Source organism: Microcoleus sp. B3-A4 (genome assembly GCF_036705385.1).
Classification (GTDB): domain Bacteria; phylum Cyanobacteriota; class Cyanobacteriia; order Cyanobacteriales; family Microcoleaceae; genus Microcoleus.
In genome coordinates this window covers 68,978-90,232 of sequence record NZ_JAUBUI010000004.1, presented here as the reverse complement: position 1 = coordinate 90,232, position 21,255 = coordinate 68,978, and the positions used below count along the sequence as shown (strand labels likewise).

10 protein-coding genes are annotated in these 21,255 nt (G+C 45.9%); 9 read left to right on the top strand and 1 reads right to left on the bottom strand.

The annotated features are described in order from the left end of the window. Window positions 1-15: 15 nt before the first annotated feature. The gene (locus tag QUB33_RS03540) at window positions 16-528 is read right to left on the bottom strand and encodes a hypothetical protein (RefSeq protein ID WP_333347321.1); all 513 of its coding nucleotides are present in this window, start codon (window positions 526-528) and stop codon (window positions 16-18) included. A 161-nt stretch (window positions 529-689) separates the two neighbouring features. On the opposite strand from QUB33_RS03540, the gene QUB33_RS03535 reads away from it, so the two are divergent. The 9 genes from QUB33_RS03535 to QUB33_RS03495 all read left to right on the top strand — a co-directional run bounded on the left by QUB33_RS03535 (window position 690) and on the right by QUB33_RS03495 (window position 21,065). Next, a complete protein-coding gene (locus tag QUB33_RS03535) occupies window positions 690-2,762 on the top strand; it encodes an FAD-dependent oxidoreductase (protein WP_333347318.1) in 2,073 nt (690 codons plus the stop codon). A 292-nt stretch (window positions 2,763-3,054) separates the two neighbouring features. Then, entirely contained in the window at window positions 3,055-8,874 is a 5,820-nt protein-coding gene (locus QUB33_RS03530) for a HAMP domain-containing protein (protein WP_333347315.1), read from the top strand. 138 nt (window positions 8,875-9,012) lie between these two features. Then, window positions 9,013-9,840: a protein-glutamate O-methyltransferase CheR gene (locus tag QUB33_RS03525; RefSeq protein WP_333347311.1), complete on the top strand. Its 828-nt coding sequence runs from the start codon at window positions 9,013-9,015 to the stop codon at window positions 9,838-9,840. Next, complete coding sequence (locus tag QUB33_RS03520) at window positions 9,794-10,519, top strand: chemotaxis protein CheB (RefSeq protein ID WP_333347309.1); 726 nt, start codon at window positions 9,794-9,796, stop codon at window positions 10,517-10,519. The genes QUB33_RS03525 and QUB33_RS03520 overlap by 47 nt, the downstream gene beginning before the upstream one ends. A 7-nt stretch (window positions 10,520-10,526) precedes the next feature. Beyond that, window positions 10,527-12,593 (top strand): response regulator, encoded by a 2,067-nt coding sequence (locus tag QUB33_RS03515; RefSeq protein ID WP_333347306.1) that lies wholly within the window; start codon window positions 10,527-10,529, stop codon window positions 12,591-12,593. Window positions 12,594-12,734: 141 nt separating this feature from the next. Next, on the top strand, window positions 12,735-13,562 hold the full coding sequence (gene map / locus QUB33_RS03510) for a type I methionyl aminopeptidase (RefSeq protein ID WP_333347303.1): 828 nt from the start codon (window positions 12,735-12,737) through the stop codon (window positions 13,560-13,562). Window positions 13,563-13,767: 205 nt separating this feature from the next. After that, window positions 13,768-14,460 carry a response regulator transcription factor gene (locus QUB33_RS03505; protein ID WP_190663224.1) on the top strand — a complete coding sequence of 231 codons (693 nt, stop codon included), beginning with the start codon at window positions 13,768-13,770 and terminating at the stop codon, window positions 14,458-14,460. 652 nt (window positions 14,461-15,112) lie between these two features. After that, a complete protein-coding gene (locus QUB33_RS03500) occupies window positions 15,113-15,412 on the top strand; it encodes a hypothetical protein (RefSeq protein ID WP_333347300.1) in 300 nt (99 codons plus the stop codon). Between the two features lie 448 nt (window positions 15,413-15,860). Beyond that, window positions 15,861-21,065 (top strand): nSTAND1 domain-containing NTPase, encoded by a 5,205-nt coding sequence (locus QUB33_RS03495; protein WP_333347297.1) that lies wholly within the window; start codon window positions 15,861-15,863, stop codon window positions 21,063-21,065. Window positions 21,066-21,255 lie beyond the last annotated feature (190 nt).

The window sequence follows — 21,255 nt, the reverse complement described above, 5'->3', positions numbered from 1 at the left end:
CCGTTACCAATTACTTTAGGTTAAGAGAATAGACAAAAACTTTGTAGCTGCTTTTGCTTCTATTTTAAAAGGAATCAAGCACAAAAGCCAGCCAAAAATAAACATTCCTAAAATGGGTAAAAATATTGCCCCCACGGAGGGTTCGACTAACCAAGCAAATAAAGAAAACATTCCAATACTGCCAGTTGTCCACAGCCAAAGAATCAAAATTCCTATGACTATTTTATGTAAAGTCATCCTAAGTTTGATGGAACAACCGAACTGTTGAGTCTGTATTTCTCCTTGTATAATGGGGAACAATAAATTTCGACCGATGATGATGCGATTGATTGTGAAGGTTTTGCCAGAAATCGTTCCTTCATAGGGTTTCGCAGGTGGCGGCCCAAAGGGTATAATTACTCTAACAACTTTGGGAGGAGTAACAACTTCGTCCAACCTGCGTAAAACCTCCGAAAAAGTTAAACTGGTGGTAATTGTTAAACTCTCAAAAGGAATCAATGACCTAAAAATTTTGACGATTTTGAGCATAAGGTAGAGCCGACTGTTCAATAGTTGTTGCTGGTATTAATGCCTCTTCTCTAAAAAAGTTTTCCCTGACAACACCGCGAAATACCAGTATACTGCAAAATAAACATTTAGATGGCATGAGTGTTTTTCGCGCTATGTCAAAATTAATTCCACAATCTCCTATGAAACTTCGACAGTATCTATTTTTGCTCAAAGGTCGATCGATCCTTAGCCTCACCCTCGGTCTAATTTCCGCGATAGGGAGCATTTCGCCAGTATTTGCCGAACCTCCGCGCAATCGGGACAATGCAGAAACTTGCGACATTCTAGTAGCAGGCGGCGGGCTCGCAGGCGCTGCTACCGCTTACGAAGGTTTGCTGGCGGGGCGCACAGTTTGCCTTACTGAAATTACTGACTGGGTAGGCGGTCAAATTTCCTCCCAGGGAACTTCCGCACTCGATGAAAGAGAGACTCAGCGATCGCTCTTATTTTACCCCCGCGGCTACCTCGAATTGCGGGGGCGGATCGAGCAACATTACGGCCGGCTAAATCCCGGAGGCTGTTGGGTTAGCTATTCGTGTTTCATGCCCTACGACGGTCACAAAATTCTATTTAACATCTTGCAGGATGCCGCTAGAAAAGGCAAAGGCACGCTGAAATGGTTTCCCAATACGGTTATTAAAGAACTAGCAATTACTCCTGCTGTGGCCGGCAATGCGGTTGGGGGCCAACAAATTAAAAGTGCGATCGCCATTCAACACAAACCCGCCGCCAACACGCCACCACTCAACACCGAAACTCTTTCTCAAACTATCGAAGATGCCTATCGCTACGAAAATTCGCCGCGATTTAACAAAACTATTATTCAGTTTATTCCCAAACCACCTAACCAGTCAAATTCAAAACCTCAACCTGCTGATTGGTACGTTGTAGATGCCACTGAAACAGGCGAATTGATCGGACTTGCGGATGTTCCTTACCGCCTCGGAATTGACCCGCGTTCCCCTCTCGAACCTTCCTCCCCCAGCCCAACGGGCGACGCTTACTGCACTCAAGGTTTTACCTACACCTTTGCGATGCAGGCAACGAAGGAACCGCAGCAGCATCAAGTGCCGTCTTTTTATCAACAATACGCTCCTTACTACAGCTACGAATTGCAGAGATTGGCGAGCTTTCCCTTAGTTTTCACCTACCGCCAAATCAGGAGCATGAGACCGGATGAAAAGCGACCTTCAGACCCGAAGCAATTCCCGATTTATCCGGGGGATATTTCGATGCAAAACTGGACTTGGGGCAATGACTATCGTCCCGGTTCTGCCCAGGATAATTTAATTTATTCTCGCGAGCAGTTGGCAGAAGCAGGTCAACTGCAACCGGGGGGATGGATGGGCGGTTTGCGAACGGAAACTTTGCGAAAGGGAGAGGAAAATGCCAAAGGATTTTTCTACTGGCTGGTAACAGGAACTACTGACTCGCAGCTAGGAGGGGGAGTCAAAAAGCCTAATCCAAACAATCGTTTTTTGAGCGGGTTGGATTCGCCGATGGGGACGGCGCACGGACTTTCTAAATATCCTTATATGCGGGAGGGCCGGCGTATAATTGGGCGGCCGAGTTTCAATCAGCCTCAAGGTTTTATGGTGTGGGAAGTTGATATGTCTCGCACTGACTTTACGGCTGATTTTTACCGCCAGAATTTGTCGGAGGAAGAGTATCGCAATTTGTGGTTGGCTGTGGGTGGTTTGAATGCGCCGGCTTTGGCTGTGGGAAGTCAATCTGTTGAGGATACAAAATCGCGATCGCGCGCTACGATTTATCCTGATTCTGTGGGTATCGGTCATTATGCGATCGACTTTCACCCCTGCATGACTAATAGTCCGCCGGAAGCACCGGGAAATACCGAACGCGAAGGCACTCGCAAAGCTCAAGGGCAAGCTTACCCCTTCCAAATTCCGCTGCGGGCAATGATTCCCCAGAAAATTGACAATATGTTAGTAGCGGGTAAAAGTATTGCTGTTAGCCACACAGCGGCGGCTGCTTATCGAGTGCATTCTTTTGAATGGTCTGCCGGTGCGGCGGCGGGAGTTACGGCGGCTTTTTCCTTGGAAAAAGGGATTCTACCTTATGAATTAGTGGACGAATTGCCATCCCGCGAGCCGAACTTGGAAGTGTTGCAGTTGCGGTTGCAACAAAATGCCAATCCGATCGCCTTTCCGGGTACTTCTATTTTCAATAGTTCGTGGCAAAATTGGAAATAATCGCAGTTGGGAATCTGTAGCGCTGGCATCCTGCCCGCCCTACAATAAAATTCACTCTTTGTAGAACAGGGTGGAACAGGCTTTCGGGCTTGTTCCTGACACCCGACAATTAACTGGTTACCAAGAAGAGCCTGCGAACCACTATAAAATAACCAATAACAAAATAGCTGATACACAGCAATTTGTCATCCATCTTTCGACAGAAGCAATCAGACACTGCTTTAGTTGGATAATATCAATAATCTCAAAAATATTCCCCCCCTCCCCTTCAAACTCGTCAAAGGTAACGCTCATGTCAACTGCACAGATAACAAGCCCCAGTTCCAATAATGGTTATGCCAAACAGTTACTTAGAACCTTAGTGGCAGTCAAAAAAGGGGACTTTTCAGTTCGGATGCCTATAGACCAGACCGGTCTAGCGGGGAAAATTGCTGACGAACTTAACGACATTATCGATCTCAATGAGAGAATGGCGGCCGAACTCGAGCGGATCGGCACAGTTGTCGGTAAAGAAGGCAAAATCGCCCAGCGGGCAACCATTGGCAGCGCCGAGGGGTCATGGGCAGCTAGCGTAAACTCTGTCAATACCCTAATTACAGATTTAGTACAACCAACCTCTGAAACCGCCAGAGTAATTCGGGCCGTAGCAAAAGGAGATTTATCGCAAACCATCGCCTTAGAAATAGAAGACAGACCCCTCAAAGGAGAATTCCTCCAAACAGCGCAAATTGTTAACACAATGGTAGACCAATTGAGTTCCTTTGCGTCGGAAGTAACGCGGGTGGCTAGGGAAGTGGGAACCGAAGGGAAATTAGGGGTGCAAGCAGAAGTTAAAGGAGTTGCTGGAACTTGGAAAGATTTAACGGATTCAGTTAACTCGATGGCGGGGAATTTAACAGCACAAGTGCGTAACATTGCCGAAGTAACAACGGCGGTGGCAAATGGCGACTTGTCGAAGAAAATTACAGTAGATGTTAAAGGTGAAATTCTCGAACTGAAAAACACGATTAACATCATGGTGGATCAGTTGAGTTCCTTCGCATCTGAAGTAACGCGGGTGGCGAGAGAAGTGGGAACCGAAGGCAAATTAGGCGTGCAAGCTGAAGTCCGAGGAGTTGCAGGAACATGGAAAGATTTAACGGATTCAGTTAACTCGATGGCCGGCAATCTTACCGCACAAGTACGGAACATTGCCGACGTGACGACGGCTGTGGCAAATGGTGACTTATCTAAAAAAATTACAGTAGATGTTAAAGGTGAAATTCTGGAGTTAAAAAACACTATTAACATCATGGTGGATCAGCTTAATTCCTTCGCTTCTGAAGTAACGCGGGTGGCGAGAGAAGTAGGTTCCGAAGGCAAACTCGGCGGTCAAGCAGAAGTTAAAGGAGTTGCAGGAACTTGGAAGGATTTAACGGATAGCGTTAACTTCATGGCAGGCAGTTTGACAGCGCAAGTGCGGAACATCGCTGAAGTGACAACCGCTGTGGCAAAGGGCGATTTATCTAAGAAAATTACCGTAGATGTTAAAGGGGAAATTCTCGAACTCAAAAATACCGTCAACACGATGGTTGACCAGTTAAATTCCTTCGCATCTGAAGTAACCAGGGTTGCTAGGGAAGTGGGAAATGAAGGAAAATTAGGCGTACAAGCTGAAGTGCAGGAGGTAGCAGGAACCTGGAAAGATTTAACGGATTCAGTTAACTCAATGGCCGGAAATTTAACAGCACAAGTCCGCAACATTGCTGAGGTGACGACGGCTGTTGCTAACGGTGACTTATCTAAAAAAATTACGGTACAGGTTAAAGGAGAAATTTTAGAACTGAAAAACACCATTAACGTGATGGTGGATCAGCTTAATTCCTTCGCTTCTGAAGTAACGCGGGTGGCGAGAGAAGTGGGCTCCGAAGGTAAACTCGGCGGTCAAGCGGATGTCCGAGGCGTAGCAGGAACTTGGAAGGATTTAACGGATTCAGTTAATTTTATGGCGGGTAGTTTGACAGAGCAAGTACGGAATATTGCGGCTGTTACGACTGCTGTGGCAAATGGCGACTTGTCGAAGAAAATTACTGTAGATGTTAAAGGTGAAATTCTTGAACTGAAGAACACCGTCAACACGATGGTGGATCAGTTAAATTCCTTTGCTTCGGAAGTAACCAGGGTTGCTAGGGAAGTGGGAACCGAAGGGAAATTAGGGGTGCAAGCAGAAGTTAAAGGAGTTGCTGGAACCTGGAAAGATTTAACGGATTCAGTTAACTCGATGGCGGGGAATTTAACAGCACAAGTGCGTAACATTGCCGAAGTGACAACCGCTGTGGCAAATGGTGACTTGTCGAAGAAAATTACAGTAGATGTAAAAGGTGAAATTCTCGAACTGAAAAACACGATTAACATCATGGTGGATCAGTTGAGTTCCTTCGCATCAGAAGTAACCCGGGTGGCGAGAGAAGTGGGAACCGAAGGTAAATTAGGTGTGCAAGCTTACGTGCGGGGTGTAGGGGGAACTTGGAAAGATTTAACCGACAACGTAAACTTGATGGCGGGGAATTTGACCGCGCAGGTGCGGAATATTGCGGAAGTGACGAAAGCGGTGGCAAATGGCGATTTGTCTAAGAAAATCACCGTGGATGTTAAAGGCGAAATTCTGGAGTTGAAAGACACTATTAACGTGATGGTGGATCAGCTTAATTCCTTCGCTTCTGAGGTAACGCGGGTGGCGCGGGAGGTAGGAACCGAGGGTAAATTGGGCGGTCAAGCTGAGGTGAAAGGAGTTGCGGGAACTTGGAAAGATTTAACCGACAACGTAAACTCGATGGCGGGGAATTTGACAGCGCAAGTGCGGGGTATTGCTAAGGTTGTGACGGCGGTGGCGAATGGCGATTTGAAGCGCAAATTAATGCTGGAAGCTAAGGGAGAAATTGCGACTCTGGCAGATACGATTAACGAGATGATTGATACGCTGGCGACGTTTGCCGATCAAGTTACTACCGTGGCGCGGGAGGTGGGAATTGAAGGGAAATTGGGCGGCCAGGCCAAGGTTCCGGGCGCGGCGGGGACGTGGCGAGATTTGACGGATAATGTGAATGAATTGGCGGCGAATTTGACTACTCAGTTGCGGGCGATCGCAGAAGTGGCAATTGCTGTTACCAGAGGCGATTTAACGAGGTCAATTTCCGTCGCCACGGAAGGAGAAGTTGCCATTGTTAAGGACAACATTAACCAGATGATCGCCAATCTCCGGGAGACTACGCAGAAAAATACTGAGCAAGATTGGCTGAAAACAAACCTTGCTAAGTTCACTAGAATGCTACAAGGTCAGCGGGATTTAGAAACTGTTTCTAAACTAATTCTCTCAGAATTGACGCCGCTGGTGTCTGCTCAGCATGGCGTCTTCTTTATGATGGAAGCTGTCGAACACGATCCGTTTCTCAAACTGTTAAGTACCTACGCATACCGCGAACGGAAGCATCTGGGGAATAGATTTAATTTAGGCGAAGGTTTGGTAGGACAGTGCGCCCTGGAAAAGGAACGAATACTGTTGACAGAAGTGCCAGAAAACTACGTTAAAATTTGCTCGGGACTGGGAGAATCTACGCCGCTGAATGTGGTGGTTTTACCCGTACTATTTGAGGGACAAGTAACGGCAGTAATCGAGCTAGCTTCGTTCCGCCGCTTCAGCGAAATACACTTGACATTCCTCGACCAACTTACAGAAAGTATCGCCATTGTCTTAAATACAATTGCGGCGAGTATGCGGACGGAAGAGTTGCTGAAACAGTCACAGTCTTTGGCAGAAGAGTTACAAACTCAGCAAAAAGAACTAACGGAAACTAACAAGCGCCTCGAACAACAAGCGCAGTCACTCCGCGCATCTGAGGAACTGTTGAAGAGTCAGCAGGAAGAGTTGCAACAAACGAATGAAGAACTAGAAGAACAAGCTGAATTGCTAGCGCTGCAAAATAAGGAAGTTGAGCGGAAAAACCGAGATATCGAACAGGCGAGGGGGTTGTTGGAAGAAAGAGCCGAACAGTTGGCTCTAACTTCTAAGTATAAGTCGGAGTTTCTGGCAAATATGTCTCACGAGTTGCGAACTCCGCTAAATTCGCTGTTGATTCTGGCTCGATTGCTTTCTGACAATACGGAAGGCAATTTGACTCAGAAGCAAGTTGAATACACGCGCACAATTTACTCGGCGGGAAATGATTTGCTGGGGCTGATTAATGACATCTTGGATCTCGCTAAGATTGAATCAGGCACGATGTCGGTGGAAATTGAGCAAGTGTTGTTTACGGACTTGCGAGATCATTTGGATCGGACTTTCCGCCAAATCGCGCAGGATAAGAAGTTGAGTTTTAAAATAGAGCTTGAGGCTGGGTTGCCAAAAGGTCTCTATACTGATGCTAAACGGCTGCAACAAGTTTTGAAGAATCTCCTCTCTAATGCGTTTAAGTTTACAGAGCGAGGTGAGGTGAAATTGCGTGCCGAAGTAGCGCGGGAAGGGTGGAGTTTAGAGATAGAAAGTTTAAGGAGTTCCCCTACTGTTTTGGCTTTCTCAGTTAGCGATACCGGGATTGGGATTTCTGCTGAAAAACACAGGGTTATTTTTGAGGCTTTCCAACAAGCAGATGGTAGCACTAGCCGCAAATACGGGGGTACGGGTTTGGGTTTGTCAATTAGTAGAGAAATCGCTAATTTGCTAGGCGGAGAAATTAAATTGACAAGTAGCCCTGGTGAGGGTAGTAGGTTCACGCTTTATCTGCCACAAACTTACCAAGAATCGCGAATAATAATCACTGATACGGGCTCGGGAACGGGCAAGCAAACGCCTCAATTACCCTCTGCTAATTCTCCCGCACTTCCTTTGCCGAATTTCCACTTGCCGATCGCGCCTTACCCCTCACCTTTAATCTCTGATGATCGAGAAAATATTGAGAGTGACGATCGCGTGCTGTTGATTATTGAAGATGATGTAAACTTCGCTCGAATTCTGTTGGATATGGCGCAGGAACAGGGTTTTAAAGGTTTGGTGGCTTTGCGGAGCGATATCGGTTTGGCGATGGCGCGAGAGTTCAAGCCAACTGCGATTATGCTGGATCTAAATTTGCCTGTGATGGATGGCTGGACAGTGCTCGATCGCTTGAAGCACGACCCAAGTACGCGCCACATTCCGGTTCACATTGTATCAGTTGAAGAAGGGCGGCAGCGCAGTTTGCAGTTAGGGGCGATCGCATACCTACAAAAGCCTGTCAGTCGCGAAGCTTTGAGCAAAGCTTTAACTGATATTAAGGGGTTTGTGGAGCGGCCAGTGAAGAGTTTGCTAGTCGTGGAAGACGACGAAACGCAGCGTCTGAGCATTGTGGATTTAATCGGCAATCACGATGTTTCTACAACGGCTGTGGGGAGTGGTGCAGAGGCGCTAGCAATTTTGAAATCGGGGCATTTTGACTGCGTTGTACTCGATTTGGGACTACCAGATATGACGGGTTTTGAACTGATCGAGCAGATCAAGCAAGAGGCTAATTTGAAAAGTCTGCCGATTATTATTTATACGGGCAAAGAGTTGACGAGAACCGAAGAAACTCAACTCAAGCGCATGGCGGAAACAATCATTGTTAAAGATGTGCGCTCGCCGGAACGTTTGTTAGATGAAACAGCTTTGTTTTTGCACCGAGTCCAAGCAAATTTGCCGGAACCAAAGCGCCAAATGCTAGAGCAATTGTATCAAACTGATTCGACGCTCGCGGGCAAAACAGTTTTGATTGTTGACGACGATATGCGGAATATTTTCGCCCTCACGAGTATGCTGGAGCGCCATAAAATGAAAATTGAGTATGCTGAGAATGGGAGAGAGGGCATTGCTAAATTGCAAAATACGCCTGACATAAATATTGTGTTGATGGACGTGATGATGCCAGAGATGGACGGTTACGAAACAATGCAAGCAATTCGTAATATGCCTCAATTTGCTTCGTTGCCAATGATTGCTCTTACTGCGAAAGCTATGAAGGGCGATCGGGAAAAATGTATCGAAGCTGGTGCGTCTGACTACATTACCAAACCTGTTGATACGGAACAGTTGCTCTCGCTGCTGCGTGTCTGGCTTTATAGATAATGGAAGTCCGTTGTCAGTTGGCAGTTGACTGTTGGCAGTTGTTAGTTATTAGCAGTCAGCAGTCAGCAGTCAGCAGTTAGCAGTCAGCAGTCAACAGTCAACAGTCAACAATGCCCCATAACCAATTACTAATTAAAAATGTCCGAAAGCCATGAACTGGAAACAATCGAAATTCAACTCCTACTAGAGGGAATGTTTCGCTATTACGGATTTGATTTTCGCAATTATGCTCTTGCCTCTCTCAAGCGCCGTATTTGGAACACTATTCGCTCGGAACGGCTCACCACGGTCTCTGCACTTCAGGAAAAGGTACTTCACAATCCTGCTTACCTAGACCGTTTACTGCTGGACATTTCTGTCAATGTAACGGCGATGTTTCGCGATCCCAGCTTTTACATTAGTTTCAGAAATAAAGTGGTGCCGCTACTGCGTACTTATCCTTTTATTCGGATTTGGCACGCTGGATGTTCAACGGGAGAAGAAGTCTATTCTATGGCAATCTTGCTGCAAGAAGAAGGACTGTATGACCGTTGTCGGATTTACGCTACGGACATGAATGAATTAGTTTTGAAAACAGCCAAAACAGGGATATTCCCGCTGAAACAAATGCAAGAATATACGCAACTATACCACCAAGCGGGGGGCAACAAAGCGTTTTCTGAGTATTACACGGCTGCCTATGAAAATGCGATTTTTCGCTCTTCACTTAAAGATAATATTGTCTTTGCTCACCACAACCTAGCAACGGATAATTCTTTTAATGAATTTAATGTTATATTATGCCGTAATGTGCTGATTTATTTCAATTCACGCCTCCAAGAGCGGGTACACAAGCTTTTTTATGAGAGCCTAGCAATGTTTGGAGTTTTGGGACTAGGACATCAGGAGTCTCTGACTTTTACACCTTATGAAAAATACTATGAACCAATTGAAAGTAGTGAGAAAATCTACCGAAGAGTTAAATAAAAAAAATTTTGAAATAGTGGTTGTTGGCACGTCTTTGGGAGGGCTAGAGGCTCTGACTGTGCTGCTGGCAAATTTGCCGCAAAGCTTTCCTTTGCCTGTAGTTATTGTCCAACACCGCCATAAGAGTTCTCAGAATAGGCTGACTTATTTTTTACAAAAGCAAAGCTCTCTCCAAATCACAGAGGCCCGAGACAAAGAGGAGATCGTACCTGGACGGGTTTACTTGGCTCCTGCTGACTATCACTTGCTAATAGAATCGCCATCTGACGAGGAGTTTAGCCTGTATGAAAACGACTTTACAGAATGGGGGAGCGTGGCAGCGGAGCCAATCCACAATTCAAAATCCCCAATCCCCAATCGCGGAACTCCTAAATTTGCACTATCAACTGAGGCTCCTGTCTCCTACGCGCGGCCCTCAATCGATGTGCTGTTTGAGTCTGCTGCGGATGCCTTTGGGGAGAAAGTTATCGGAATAATTTTAACGGGAGCTAATTCGGATGGCAGTAAAGGGCTGGCAAAAATTAAAGCTGAGGGAGGATTGACATTTGTGGAGGAACCGGCTTCAGCTCTATGCCCGGCCATGCCAGCGTCGGCGATCGCAAATGTTGAAGTAGACTGGATTTTACCCCTCTCTAAAATCGCTCCCTGTTTAGTCAATTTGCTAAGAATTAAAGATTAAAAAAACTATGACTCTGCAGCCCCCCCATCGAGTAAATGTCCTTTTAGTTGACGATCGCCCAGAAAATTTGGTAGCTCTAGAAGCTATTCTCAACAGCCCTTCTTATCATCTAGTACAAGCTAATTCGGGCGCGGAGGCTCTGAGATGTCTGCTTAATGAAGATTTTGCGGTAATTTTGCTTGATGTGCAGATGCCGGGAATGGATGGATTTGAGACAGCTACATTGATTCGCTCTAGAGATCGATCGCGAGCGACTCCGATTATTTTTATCACAGCATTCAGCAGTAATGACACCCACGTGTTTAAAGGTTATTCTCTGGGCGCGGTGGATTACCTGTTCAAACCTTTAGAACCGGAAATATTGACCTCGAAGGTGCAGGTATTTGTGGAATTGTTCCAAAAAACAGTCGAGGTGAAGCAGCAAGCAACACAGTTAGCTGCGGTTAATAGTGAACTAAGGAAAAGTGAAGAGCGGTTTCGCACTTTGTGTGCTTGTTCACCACTGGGAATTTACTTAGCTGACGTTGAAGGCCGCTGTACTTACATCAACCCGCGTTGTCAAGCGATTTGCGGGTTAACTTTGGAGGAAAGTTTGGCAGAGGTTTGGCAGCGGGAAGTTCATCCAGAAGATCGCGATCGCGTAGTAGCAGATTGGTTAGCTTGGATTAAAGAAAGCCAGGAATATTCTAACGAGTTTCGATTAGCTGGTAGCGAAACTGTGCGGTGGATTCACGTACAGTCGTCGCCAATGTTTTCGGATTTTGGACAACTGATCGGTCACGTGGGCACGGTTAGAGATGTCACAGACCGCAAGCAAGCAGAGGAAGAACGCGGCAGACTAATCCGCGAACAAGTGGCGCGGCAAGAAGCGGAGAGAGCTAACCAAATGAAGGATGAATTTCTAGCTATTCTCTCTCACGAACTCCGTACTCCTTTAAATGCAATTCTCGGCTGGTCTAGGCTGCTTCGCTGCAAAACATTTGACCAAGACACTATTGAGAAAGCCCTAGAAACAATTGAGCGCAATGCTAAATCTCAATCGCAACTCATTGACGATATTTTAGATGTTTCGCGGATTCTGCGGGGGAAAGTAAATTTAAATATGCATCCGATTCGGTTGGAATCTGCGATCAAGCTGGCAATAGATTCTTTGCAGCCGCTGACTGAGGAAAAATCAATAGTCATAGAATTAACGTGCAGTCCAAATGTAGGTGAAGTTATCGGCGATTTCGATCGCTTACAGCAAATTGTGTGGAATTTGCTGTCAAATGCGATTAAGTTTAGTCCGCAAGAGGGTAAAGTACAGGTGCGGTTAGAGTCAGTTGGCGATCAGGCTCAAATTGAAATAATTGATAGCGGCATTGGTATCGCTCCTGATTTTTTGCCTTATGTTTTCGATCGCTTCCGCCAAGCTGATAGCAGCACAACTAGGTCTTACGGGGGTTTGGGACTGGGATTGGCGATCGTCCGTCACTTGGTGGAACTGCACGGCGGTAAGGTGGATGCAGAGAATAATCCGGGCGCGGGTGCGAAATTTACGGTGGTTTTACCTCTGGCACAGAAGAAGACCCGAGGTGCAGAGGATGCTTGGTCGCCGCTCAATGAGGCGACAGAGACTCTCCCAACTCTGGCTAATTTGCAATTGCTGGTGGTGGATGATGACGATGACACGCGGGAGTTTTTGATTGCTTTACTCGAGGACGAAGGAGCTATGGTGCGATCGGCGGCATCGGTGGCCGGGGCTGTAGCTGCACTGGAGAGTTATTGGCCGGATCTGCTGCTGAGCGACATTGGAATGCCGCAAGCAGACGGCTATGAGTTGATCGCGCGCGTGAGAGAAATGGAAAGGCTCAGGGGTGGAAAGATGCCTGCGATCGCCCTGACGGCCTACGCCAGAGAGGAAGAGCGGCAGCAAGCGCTGGAAGCTGGTTTCCAGATGCACTTATCTAAACCAGTTGAGCTAACTAAGTTAATTACCGCAATTGCTAACCTCACAGGAAGGCTCGGAAATCCCGAGCAGACGGACTCGGCGGTTTCAACCGCTTTGTTGACCCCCCAATCCCGTGCCGATTAGTGAGAAAAATATTAAGCTAGCTTAAAGGACAAGCGATCGACAGTTCGGAACAAGACACCCGTTTTTCCACAAAAAACTGGATATTTGCCGTTTTTTTGCTTCAACCTGCCGTCAAAGTACAAAATTACCCGCCATCAATACATGAATATTTTTAGCAGTCTGCTTTCTAGCCCAACTCAAGCACCCCAAGTCAAAAAACAGCGTCGAGGCATTGAAATTAAGTCGGAACGCGAAATCGAAATTATGCGACAGGCAGGGAAAATCGTTGCAACGGTGCTCAAAGAAATTTCCCTAATGGTGAAACCGGGAATGACTACTGCTGATTTGGATGCTTATGCCGAAAAACGCATCCGCGAAATGGGCGCAACTCCCAGTTTTAAAGGCTATCACGGTTTCACGGGATCGATTTGCTCTAGCATTAATAACGAAGTTGTTCACGGCATCCCCAGCGCCAAAAAAGTAATTCGGGCAGGAGATGTTCTTAAGGTAGATACGGGGGCATATTATCAAGGTTTTCACGGCGATTCTTGCATTACGATCGCAGTTGTGGAAGTGACTCCCGAATCGGCAAAATTAATCCGAGTCGCAGAAGAAGCTCTATACAAAGGCATCGAACAAGTGAAGGCTGGAGCTTATTTGCTCGATCTCGCTGGTGCGATCGAAGATCATGTCAAAAGCAACGGTTTTAGCGTCGTTGAGGAGTTTACCGGCCACGGTGTCGGGCGAAATTTGCACGAGGAACCGTCGGTTTTCAATTTCCGCACGCGGGAAATGCCGAACGTGAAATTGCGAGCCGGCATGACATTGGCGATCGAACCAATTCTGAATGCCGGTTCTAAGTACACTCGGACGCTTTCTGACAAGTGGACTGCTGTAACCGTTGACAATGCTATGTCGGCTCAGTTTGAGCATACTGTGTTGGTGACAGAAACTGGTTATGAAATTTTGACAGATCGTTCAAAAGTTTAAGTTGAAGGGTTCAACAATAATTTTGAGTTTTGAGTTTCGAGTTTTGAATTAAAGATTTAAGAACTTTTTAATCGTTAGATCAAAACCTAACTCAAAGCTCTTGAGTTGAACAACAATTTTTTAACTTCCTTCGAGGGATAGAGTGACAAGAAGAGTTAAATACGGCTAAATTAAAAAATAGTGGTAAAGCGTAAGGGTAACAACTATGTCAGCACGATTATTATTGGTAGATGATGAACCGGGCTTGCGGGAAGCAGTACAAGCTTATTTGGAAGATAGCGATTTCGCGGTTGAGGTGGCCAGTAATGCTCGGGATGGGTGGGAACTCTTGCAGCAGACTAATCCGGATTTGGTGATTTCAGACATTATGATGCCCCAGGTGGACGGTTATCAATTTCTCAAGCAAGTGCGGGAAGATCCTCGCTATAAGGCTTTGCCGGTGGTGTTTTTGACTGCTAAGGGGATGACGAGCGATCGCATTCAAGGCTATCAAGCAGGCTGCGATGCTTATCTTTCTAAACCCTTCGATCCCGACGAGTTAGTAGCAATAGTAACCAATTTGCTGGCCCGCCGCGCGGCTGCTAAGGAGACGAGCGAAAATGCTGAAAGTCCAGATATTGCTGCTTTGACAAGCCAGATGGCGAGAATTGAGTCTTTGCTGAGCGGGCGGAGTTCGATCGCCCAAAGTCCTTCGCCGATTAAAATTGATTTGACTCCGCGAGAACAAAGTGTTTTGGATTTGGTTGCTCAAGGTTTGATGAATAAGGAAATTGCCCGCCGCTTGGAAACTAGCGTCCGCAATGTGGAAAAGTACGTCAGCCGTTTGTTTAGCAAGACGGGTACTAACAGCCGTACTGAGTTGGTTCGCTTCGCTCTCGAACACGGCTTGACGAAATAAACGTCCTCTCGACTTGGCTGGAGGCTCTGCCTCGGCGAGCTGCGTTACCAGGCTCTTCCTGGTAACGAGAATTATGAAAAAACTTAGAAATGTTAAGATATAAGTATTGACAGATATCCGGGGCCTGTGGTATGTCACATCAGCTTGCTGGTGGCAGCGCGGGAGTGCGAAAACTGGTGTGCGATCGAACTTCTCACCCACTTTGCTTTGAGTCTGAGATGAACATTCGCAAAGGCTGGGGAATTACTTAACGGGAAAACCTGACTGTTTAAGAGTTTTCACGTAGTAAATAGAAAGGCAAACAGTTGACCGGATATGCTCCGTTAAGCAAACTTGCCGCGAAGAGTCAGATAAGGTTATATCCTGTGGAAAAACAAGTCACTATTAATTAATGACTATGCTCAAAAACGGATACTTGCCAAGGGCAGGAGTGGTAAGTAGCCCACAATTTTAGACCCTCGTTCAAGCTCTCAGATTCATCTGTGGACTAAATCTAAAATCTAAAATCTAAATCGGCTCACAGCGCTCTAAAGTAGCGGCGGATGTTGAATGTATAGCAGCACCAAAGTTTGGTTTATATCAGGAGGATACCATGAGGAAAATCACGGCGCGACAAACAATAAGCGCCATAGTAGCACTGCCGATCCTACTAATGACCAATACAACTCAAGCTTTTGCCGCTGATACCAGTCCGAAAATAGATCCAATTAAGAAAGTTTCGGATTTGGGCGATGAGCTTGATTTTGATATGGTTGCACCAACAACAATCAGCATTGAAGAAAGCGAGGATTGGGATGAACCTGATTTTACAGCTACTTTAGATATGGAGATTAGTAAATTTATGACAAACAATCTTCAAGCTGTAATTGATGAGCCGCCGCCGGTAGTTTATCTCAGTGCGGCGAGGGGCCAGTCAACCCGGCAATGCCGGATTTCGGGGATCTGCGAATAACTGAATCGGATTTGGGCGATCGACTCTTTTGCTGGGTACAATTGGAGCGATCGTAAAGATTTCAGTAAAATATGGTTGATTTTGCTGAGAATATGCGAATAACAGAGTATGTATTTTTTCGGGTATGCTTTAATTTGATCCGCTACAACAATAAGTATGCAAGCTGAAATCAACTTAACTAGGTGATTGTTCGCTGTGATTGGCGATCGCAAAAAGAAGCTGAAATCAACTTAACTATGCCATTGTTCGCTGGGATTGGCGATCGCAAAAACGGTTACAAATCAGCTTAGATCAACCGCAAAAAGGGTCAGCACTTTCTTAATTGCACCTTTCCCATGCGGTCAAATCCTTCTTCCTTATTTTTCCTCGCTTGCGAAGTAGAAGGGCATTCTTTCTGGCTTCGGCAGTTGACAGCACCTCTTCTGAAAAACTTTTTCAAATATTAATTATGATGAATTCGCATTGTCAGCAAGACACCGCAGCAAAGCAAAACAAAAGTTCGCTGCAAACTCTCTCCCGGACTCTGAGAATGTCTCAGGGGCAATTTTCGCTGATTTTGGTCCGGTGCAATTACAGTGCGATGAGAGAGGAAACTGTACGGCAATTGCGGGAGGAGTCTGATATCGAGATTCTAGAAATTGTCCTCCCGCCATCGGTTAAAACTCTTTACACGACGATAGAAACCAAACTTTCCTGCAGCCACCCGGCAGCTTTAATGGTGTTTGGATTGGAATCGGTAAGTGCGATCGATCGACTGCTGACTTCTACCAACTACGTGAGGGAAGAATTTCGGAATAATTTTCCCTTCCCGGTGGTGCTGTGGGTGACAGACAAAATATTAAAAAAACTGATTCGGTTAGTAACAGATATCGAGACTTGGACGACCACTGTTGAATTTGTGATCGGCCCCGACGACTTGGTGGATTTCCTTGGCAAAAGTGCCGATCGCATTTTTTCCAATATTTTAGAAAGTGGCAATTGGCGTTTAACTAATTCTGCCATTCTCGGAGCCAATTCTTTGAGTGAACTAGAGTCGGCTAGCCAAGACTTGCAAACTTGCAACATCAGGTTAGAACCAGCTATAGAAGCGAGTTTGCAATTTATTCGCGGTAGGCACGAATATGCTTGTCACCGCATCCCTGCGGCTATTGAATTGTATCAAAAAAGTCTCATTTTTTGGAAGCATCAAGTAGCGTTTATTGGGTCTAAAACACAATTTAGCGATTTGTTATTTACCGTTCACCCAGCACCGGTATTAGAGGGAATTCTGCTATTCCACATCGGTCTTTGCTACCGCTTCCAAGCAGAAAAACACCGCAGCGGCAACCGTCCTTACTGGACGGAAGCTAAGAATTATTTTCAGGAATGTATTAATGTTTTAGAAGGGGCGGGACGATCGGATGCCGTTGGTGTATTCATCAATCAACTTGGCGAAGTATTGCAGCATTTAGAAGATTGGGATGCACTCTGGAATTTAGCTATCAAAGCTCGGATGTTACATGAAAATATGGAAAATTCAGCAGTTAATTTAGCTCAAGATTACGGCTTTTTGGCTAGAGTAGCCTTAGAGCAGAAGAACTGGCAAGGGGCGAAAGAATGGGCTTTAGTGGCTCTAAACGTTCTCAACTCAAATTTAGAAGCGACGGGACAGGGTACCCCTGTAAAGTCGCAGCATCTAGGCTCGTATCTGTTAATTTTAGCAGAGGCCCAGAGCCAGTTGGGCGAGATGCAGGAGGCGATCGCCCATTTAGAGCTGGCTCGCTCGGAAACCGAAGCGTGCTACAACCCGCAACTGTATTTGCGGGTTTTAGAAATGCTGCGATCGCTCTATTTTCAGCGGGGAGAATATCTCAAAGCCTTTCAAATTAAGCAAGATTATCGAGCGGTGGAGCACACGTATCGGTTCCGAGCTTTTATTGGAGCCGGAAAGTTGCAGCCGCACAGAGAAGCGGTTAATTCCGTCGCCGAAACTGTTGCCGGCGCTGCTACTATTGCTGACGAAATTACAGCTTCCGGCAGAGAGCAAGACCTCAACCGCTTGATATATAGGATGAACAATACCCCCGACAAACTGACAGTAATTTACGGTCAGTCTGGAGTGGGCAAAAGTTCAATACTCACGGGAGGATTAGTACCAGCTCTCAAACAAAAAAAAATAGAAATGCGGACTGTTTTGCCGATAGTGCTGCAAGTTTACAACAACTGGCCGCGGGAATTAACCAGACAGTTATCTGCTGGGAAAGCGGAAATATTCGATCCGGAAATTTCCGAAGCATTACCAGAGAATGCTCCGGTAGATTTTCCAGTAGAAGGAGGTGCAGTCGAGGGAAATCTTATTTCGGGATTTCACAGTGGATCGACTGGGAATAATGAGGATCAAAGGGAAGAGTCACAGCCAGTAGAATTAATCATAGAACAACAGGCGATCGAATACGAAAATATTCTCAAGGAGCTGCAAAGAAATTCCGAACATTTAGTGAGTGTTCTGATATTTGACCAATTTGAAGAATTTTTTTTCGTGTGGAAAGAGCCAGCCGAAAGGCAAATATTTTTTAATTTTTTGCGGGAATGCTTGAAAATTAAATATTTAAAAGTCGTCCTGTGTTTGCGGGAAGATTACCTGCACTATTTGCTGGAATTTTCCCGACCCAAAAACCAGACAGGATTCGTTAACAATGATATTTTGGAGGACATTCTCAGCAAAAACATTCTGTTTTATTTGGGAAATTTTTCGCTGGTCGATGCGCGCTCGGTAATTCGCACTTTAACTGAACGAGCGCAGTTTTACTTAGAACCGGATCTGATCGAAGAATTAGTCAAAGATTTAGCTGGAGAATTGGGAGAAGTCCGCCCGATCGAACTACAACTTGTCGGCGCTCAACTGCAACAAGAGGACATTAGAACTTTAACTCAATATCAGGAACTAGGCAACAATCCGCAACAAAAATTAGTCGAAAGGTTTCTTGAAGAGGTCATCAAAGATTGCGGCCCGGAAAATGAAGTAGCGGCGCGCCGGGTTTTGTATTTCCTCACAGATGAAGATGAGATCCGTCCCCTAAAAACCCGCGCCGAATTAGCCTCAAATTTAGCGACATTTGCCGAATCTGACAAATTAGATTTAGTCTTAGAACTGTTAGTAAACTCGGGTTTGGTTTTTCGATGGACGGAACTGCCCGCAGAGCTTTATCAGCTCGTTCACGACTATTTAGTTACCTTCATCCGCCAGCAGCAGGCATTAGATAAAAAGGCCGAGTTCGAGGAACTGCGAAAGCAAAATCAAATTAACCGAGATGAAATTGAACAAATTCGCAAAGACAGAGAGCGAGACGCTTTGCTGTCGGAAGCTAGAGACAAACAGCGCCAAGCCCGAGACAAACAGCACGAAGCGGAAGCTCAACTTTACCACACTCGGAGATGGCAATTGCGGGCGGCGGTTCTAGGAGTGCTTGTACTCGGAGGTGTTTCGGCGATGGCATTCGAGCAAGCGAAACTAGCAGAAAGCGCGCGGCAAGAAGCAGAAAAAAGTCGGACTGATGCCCTAAATTCGGCGTCGGAAGCTTTAGTGCTTTCTAATGAAAAAAATCAATTAGGTGTGTTGGGAAATAGTATCAAAATCGGCCGTGATTCTCAGAAAAGTACAGCGCTGCCTGTGGACACTAAAAATCAAATTGCTGAAAGACTCAGACAAGCAGTTTCCGGGGTGCAAGAACGCAACCGTTTCGAGCAGCACAGCAAGTTTGTTTTGGATGTGAGTGTCAGCCCTGACGGCAATTCAGTTGCTTCGGCGAGTGCTGACAAAACTGTTAAATTGTGGAGCAAAGAAGGTAAGTTATTAAAAACTTTCAATCACCCAGATAGCGTGACGAGTGTTAGTTTTAGTCCCGATGGGAAAACGATCGCTACTGGTTGTGCCGATCGCACAATTAGAATTTGGCAAGTAGATAACGACAAAAGTGCCATCGGCATTTTATCCGGCCACCGCGATATCGTCACCAGCGTCAGTTTCAGTCCCGACGGCAAAACCCTAGCTTCCGCCAGTCACGACAACACCGTAAAAATCTGGAACCTTGCGAACAAAAAATTGCTGCAAACCTTAACCGGACACAAAGACTGGGTGCTCGGCGTCAGTTTCAGCCCCGACGGCCAAACAATAGCCTCAGCAAGTGTTGACAAAACTGTCAAACTTTGGAACCGAGAAAGTAAAACCCAGAAATTTACAATTAATCCCAAAACATTAACCAAACATTCTGACATTGTGTACAGCATTAAGTTCAGTCCAAACAGCCGAGAACTCGTCTCAGCAAGTGCCGACACCACAGCTAAAATTTGGAATCGAAACGGTGAGGAAATCAGAACTCTCAAAGGACACAACGATGAAGTTGTCAGCGCGAGTTTCAGTCGCGACGGCAAAAAAATTGTCACCGGCAGTGCAGACGATACGGTGAAAGTTTGGAGTCGCAGCGGCACTTTGCTCAATACTTTTCGAGGACATCAAGACGACGTTAGGGCCGTAAGTTTCAGCGGGGACGGCACTATTGCTTCCGCAAGTAAAGACAAAATAGTGAAAATTTGGAAACCGGACAGCACTCCGCTGAATAAGATTTTATCTGGACACGAAGACTGGGTTTACAAAGTAAGTTTTAGCGCTGATGGCAAAACAATTGCTTCTGCTAGCGGGGACAAAACCGTGAGACTTTGGCGGGCTGACGGCAGTTTATTGAAAACCTTAGAAGGTCACAAGGATTCTGTTACCTGGGTGAGTATTTCCCCTGATGATAAAACTGTTGCTTCGGCGAGCGATGATAAAACAGTGAAAGTCTGGAGTTTAAACGGCAAACTGTTAGATACTCTCAGCCACAGCGGCATTGTTAGAAGCGTGAGTTTTAGTCCAGACGGAAAGATAATTGCCGCCGCCAATGCCGATCGCAAATTGTACCTCTGGCGCTGGAACGGTGCTAAAGCAACTTTGTTGGCAAAACTCGATCACAGCAATCCAGTAATTAGCGTTAGCTTCAGTCCCGACGGCAAAACTATTGCTACTGCTACCGCTGCTGAGGACAAGGCAAGCGGGAAGAAAAAGGCTTTTGAAATTACCGGAGAAAAGAGAGTTTACCTGTGGCAATTTAACGGTTCGTCGGCGAAAGTTCTGAAAACTCTCGACCACCAAGACAGCGTTAAAAATGTTAGTTTCAGTCCCGACGGCAAGACTATTGCTGCTGCTTGCGCTGACAAAAAAGTTTACTTGTGGGGGTTTGATGGAAAGGGGGCGAATTTAACTGAAAAACTCGACCACAGCGATACTGTAGAAAGCGTGAGTTTTAGTCCAGACGGCAAATTGATTGCGGCGGCGAGTGGGGGAAATACTGTTAAACTGTGGGATTTTGACGGCAAGAAGGCGCTGCTATCTAAGACTTTGGAATCGAGCGATCGCGTGTTGAGCGTTACTTTTAGTGCTGACAGCAAAACTCTGGGTTTTGCTAGTCGGGATAGGACTGTAATTCTGTTGCCTGTGGAGAATTTGGAACTAAATAATATCATTGCTCGCAGTTGCGAGTGGTTGGGAGATTATTTGCAGAATGACCCGAATGTTCCTGAGGGCGATCGACTGCTGTGTCTTGGATTTGGGAAGCAGGCGTTAAATAAGAGGAAGTAATTCTGGTTTGTAGTGAGGACTTCAGCTTTCTCTCTATCTGTGAATGAGGATTAAAGTCCTTACTGCGAACCTATTCTTGAATAGAGATTAAAACATCTATCGGTTGAGTAGTTTTTTCTGTTGTAAATTTGCGGTAAAATTAAAGTAATAAATTTAACACCTCTGGCGGTTCCCCCGCCGAGTCAATAGA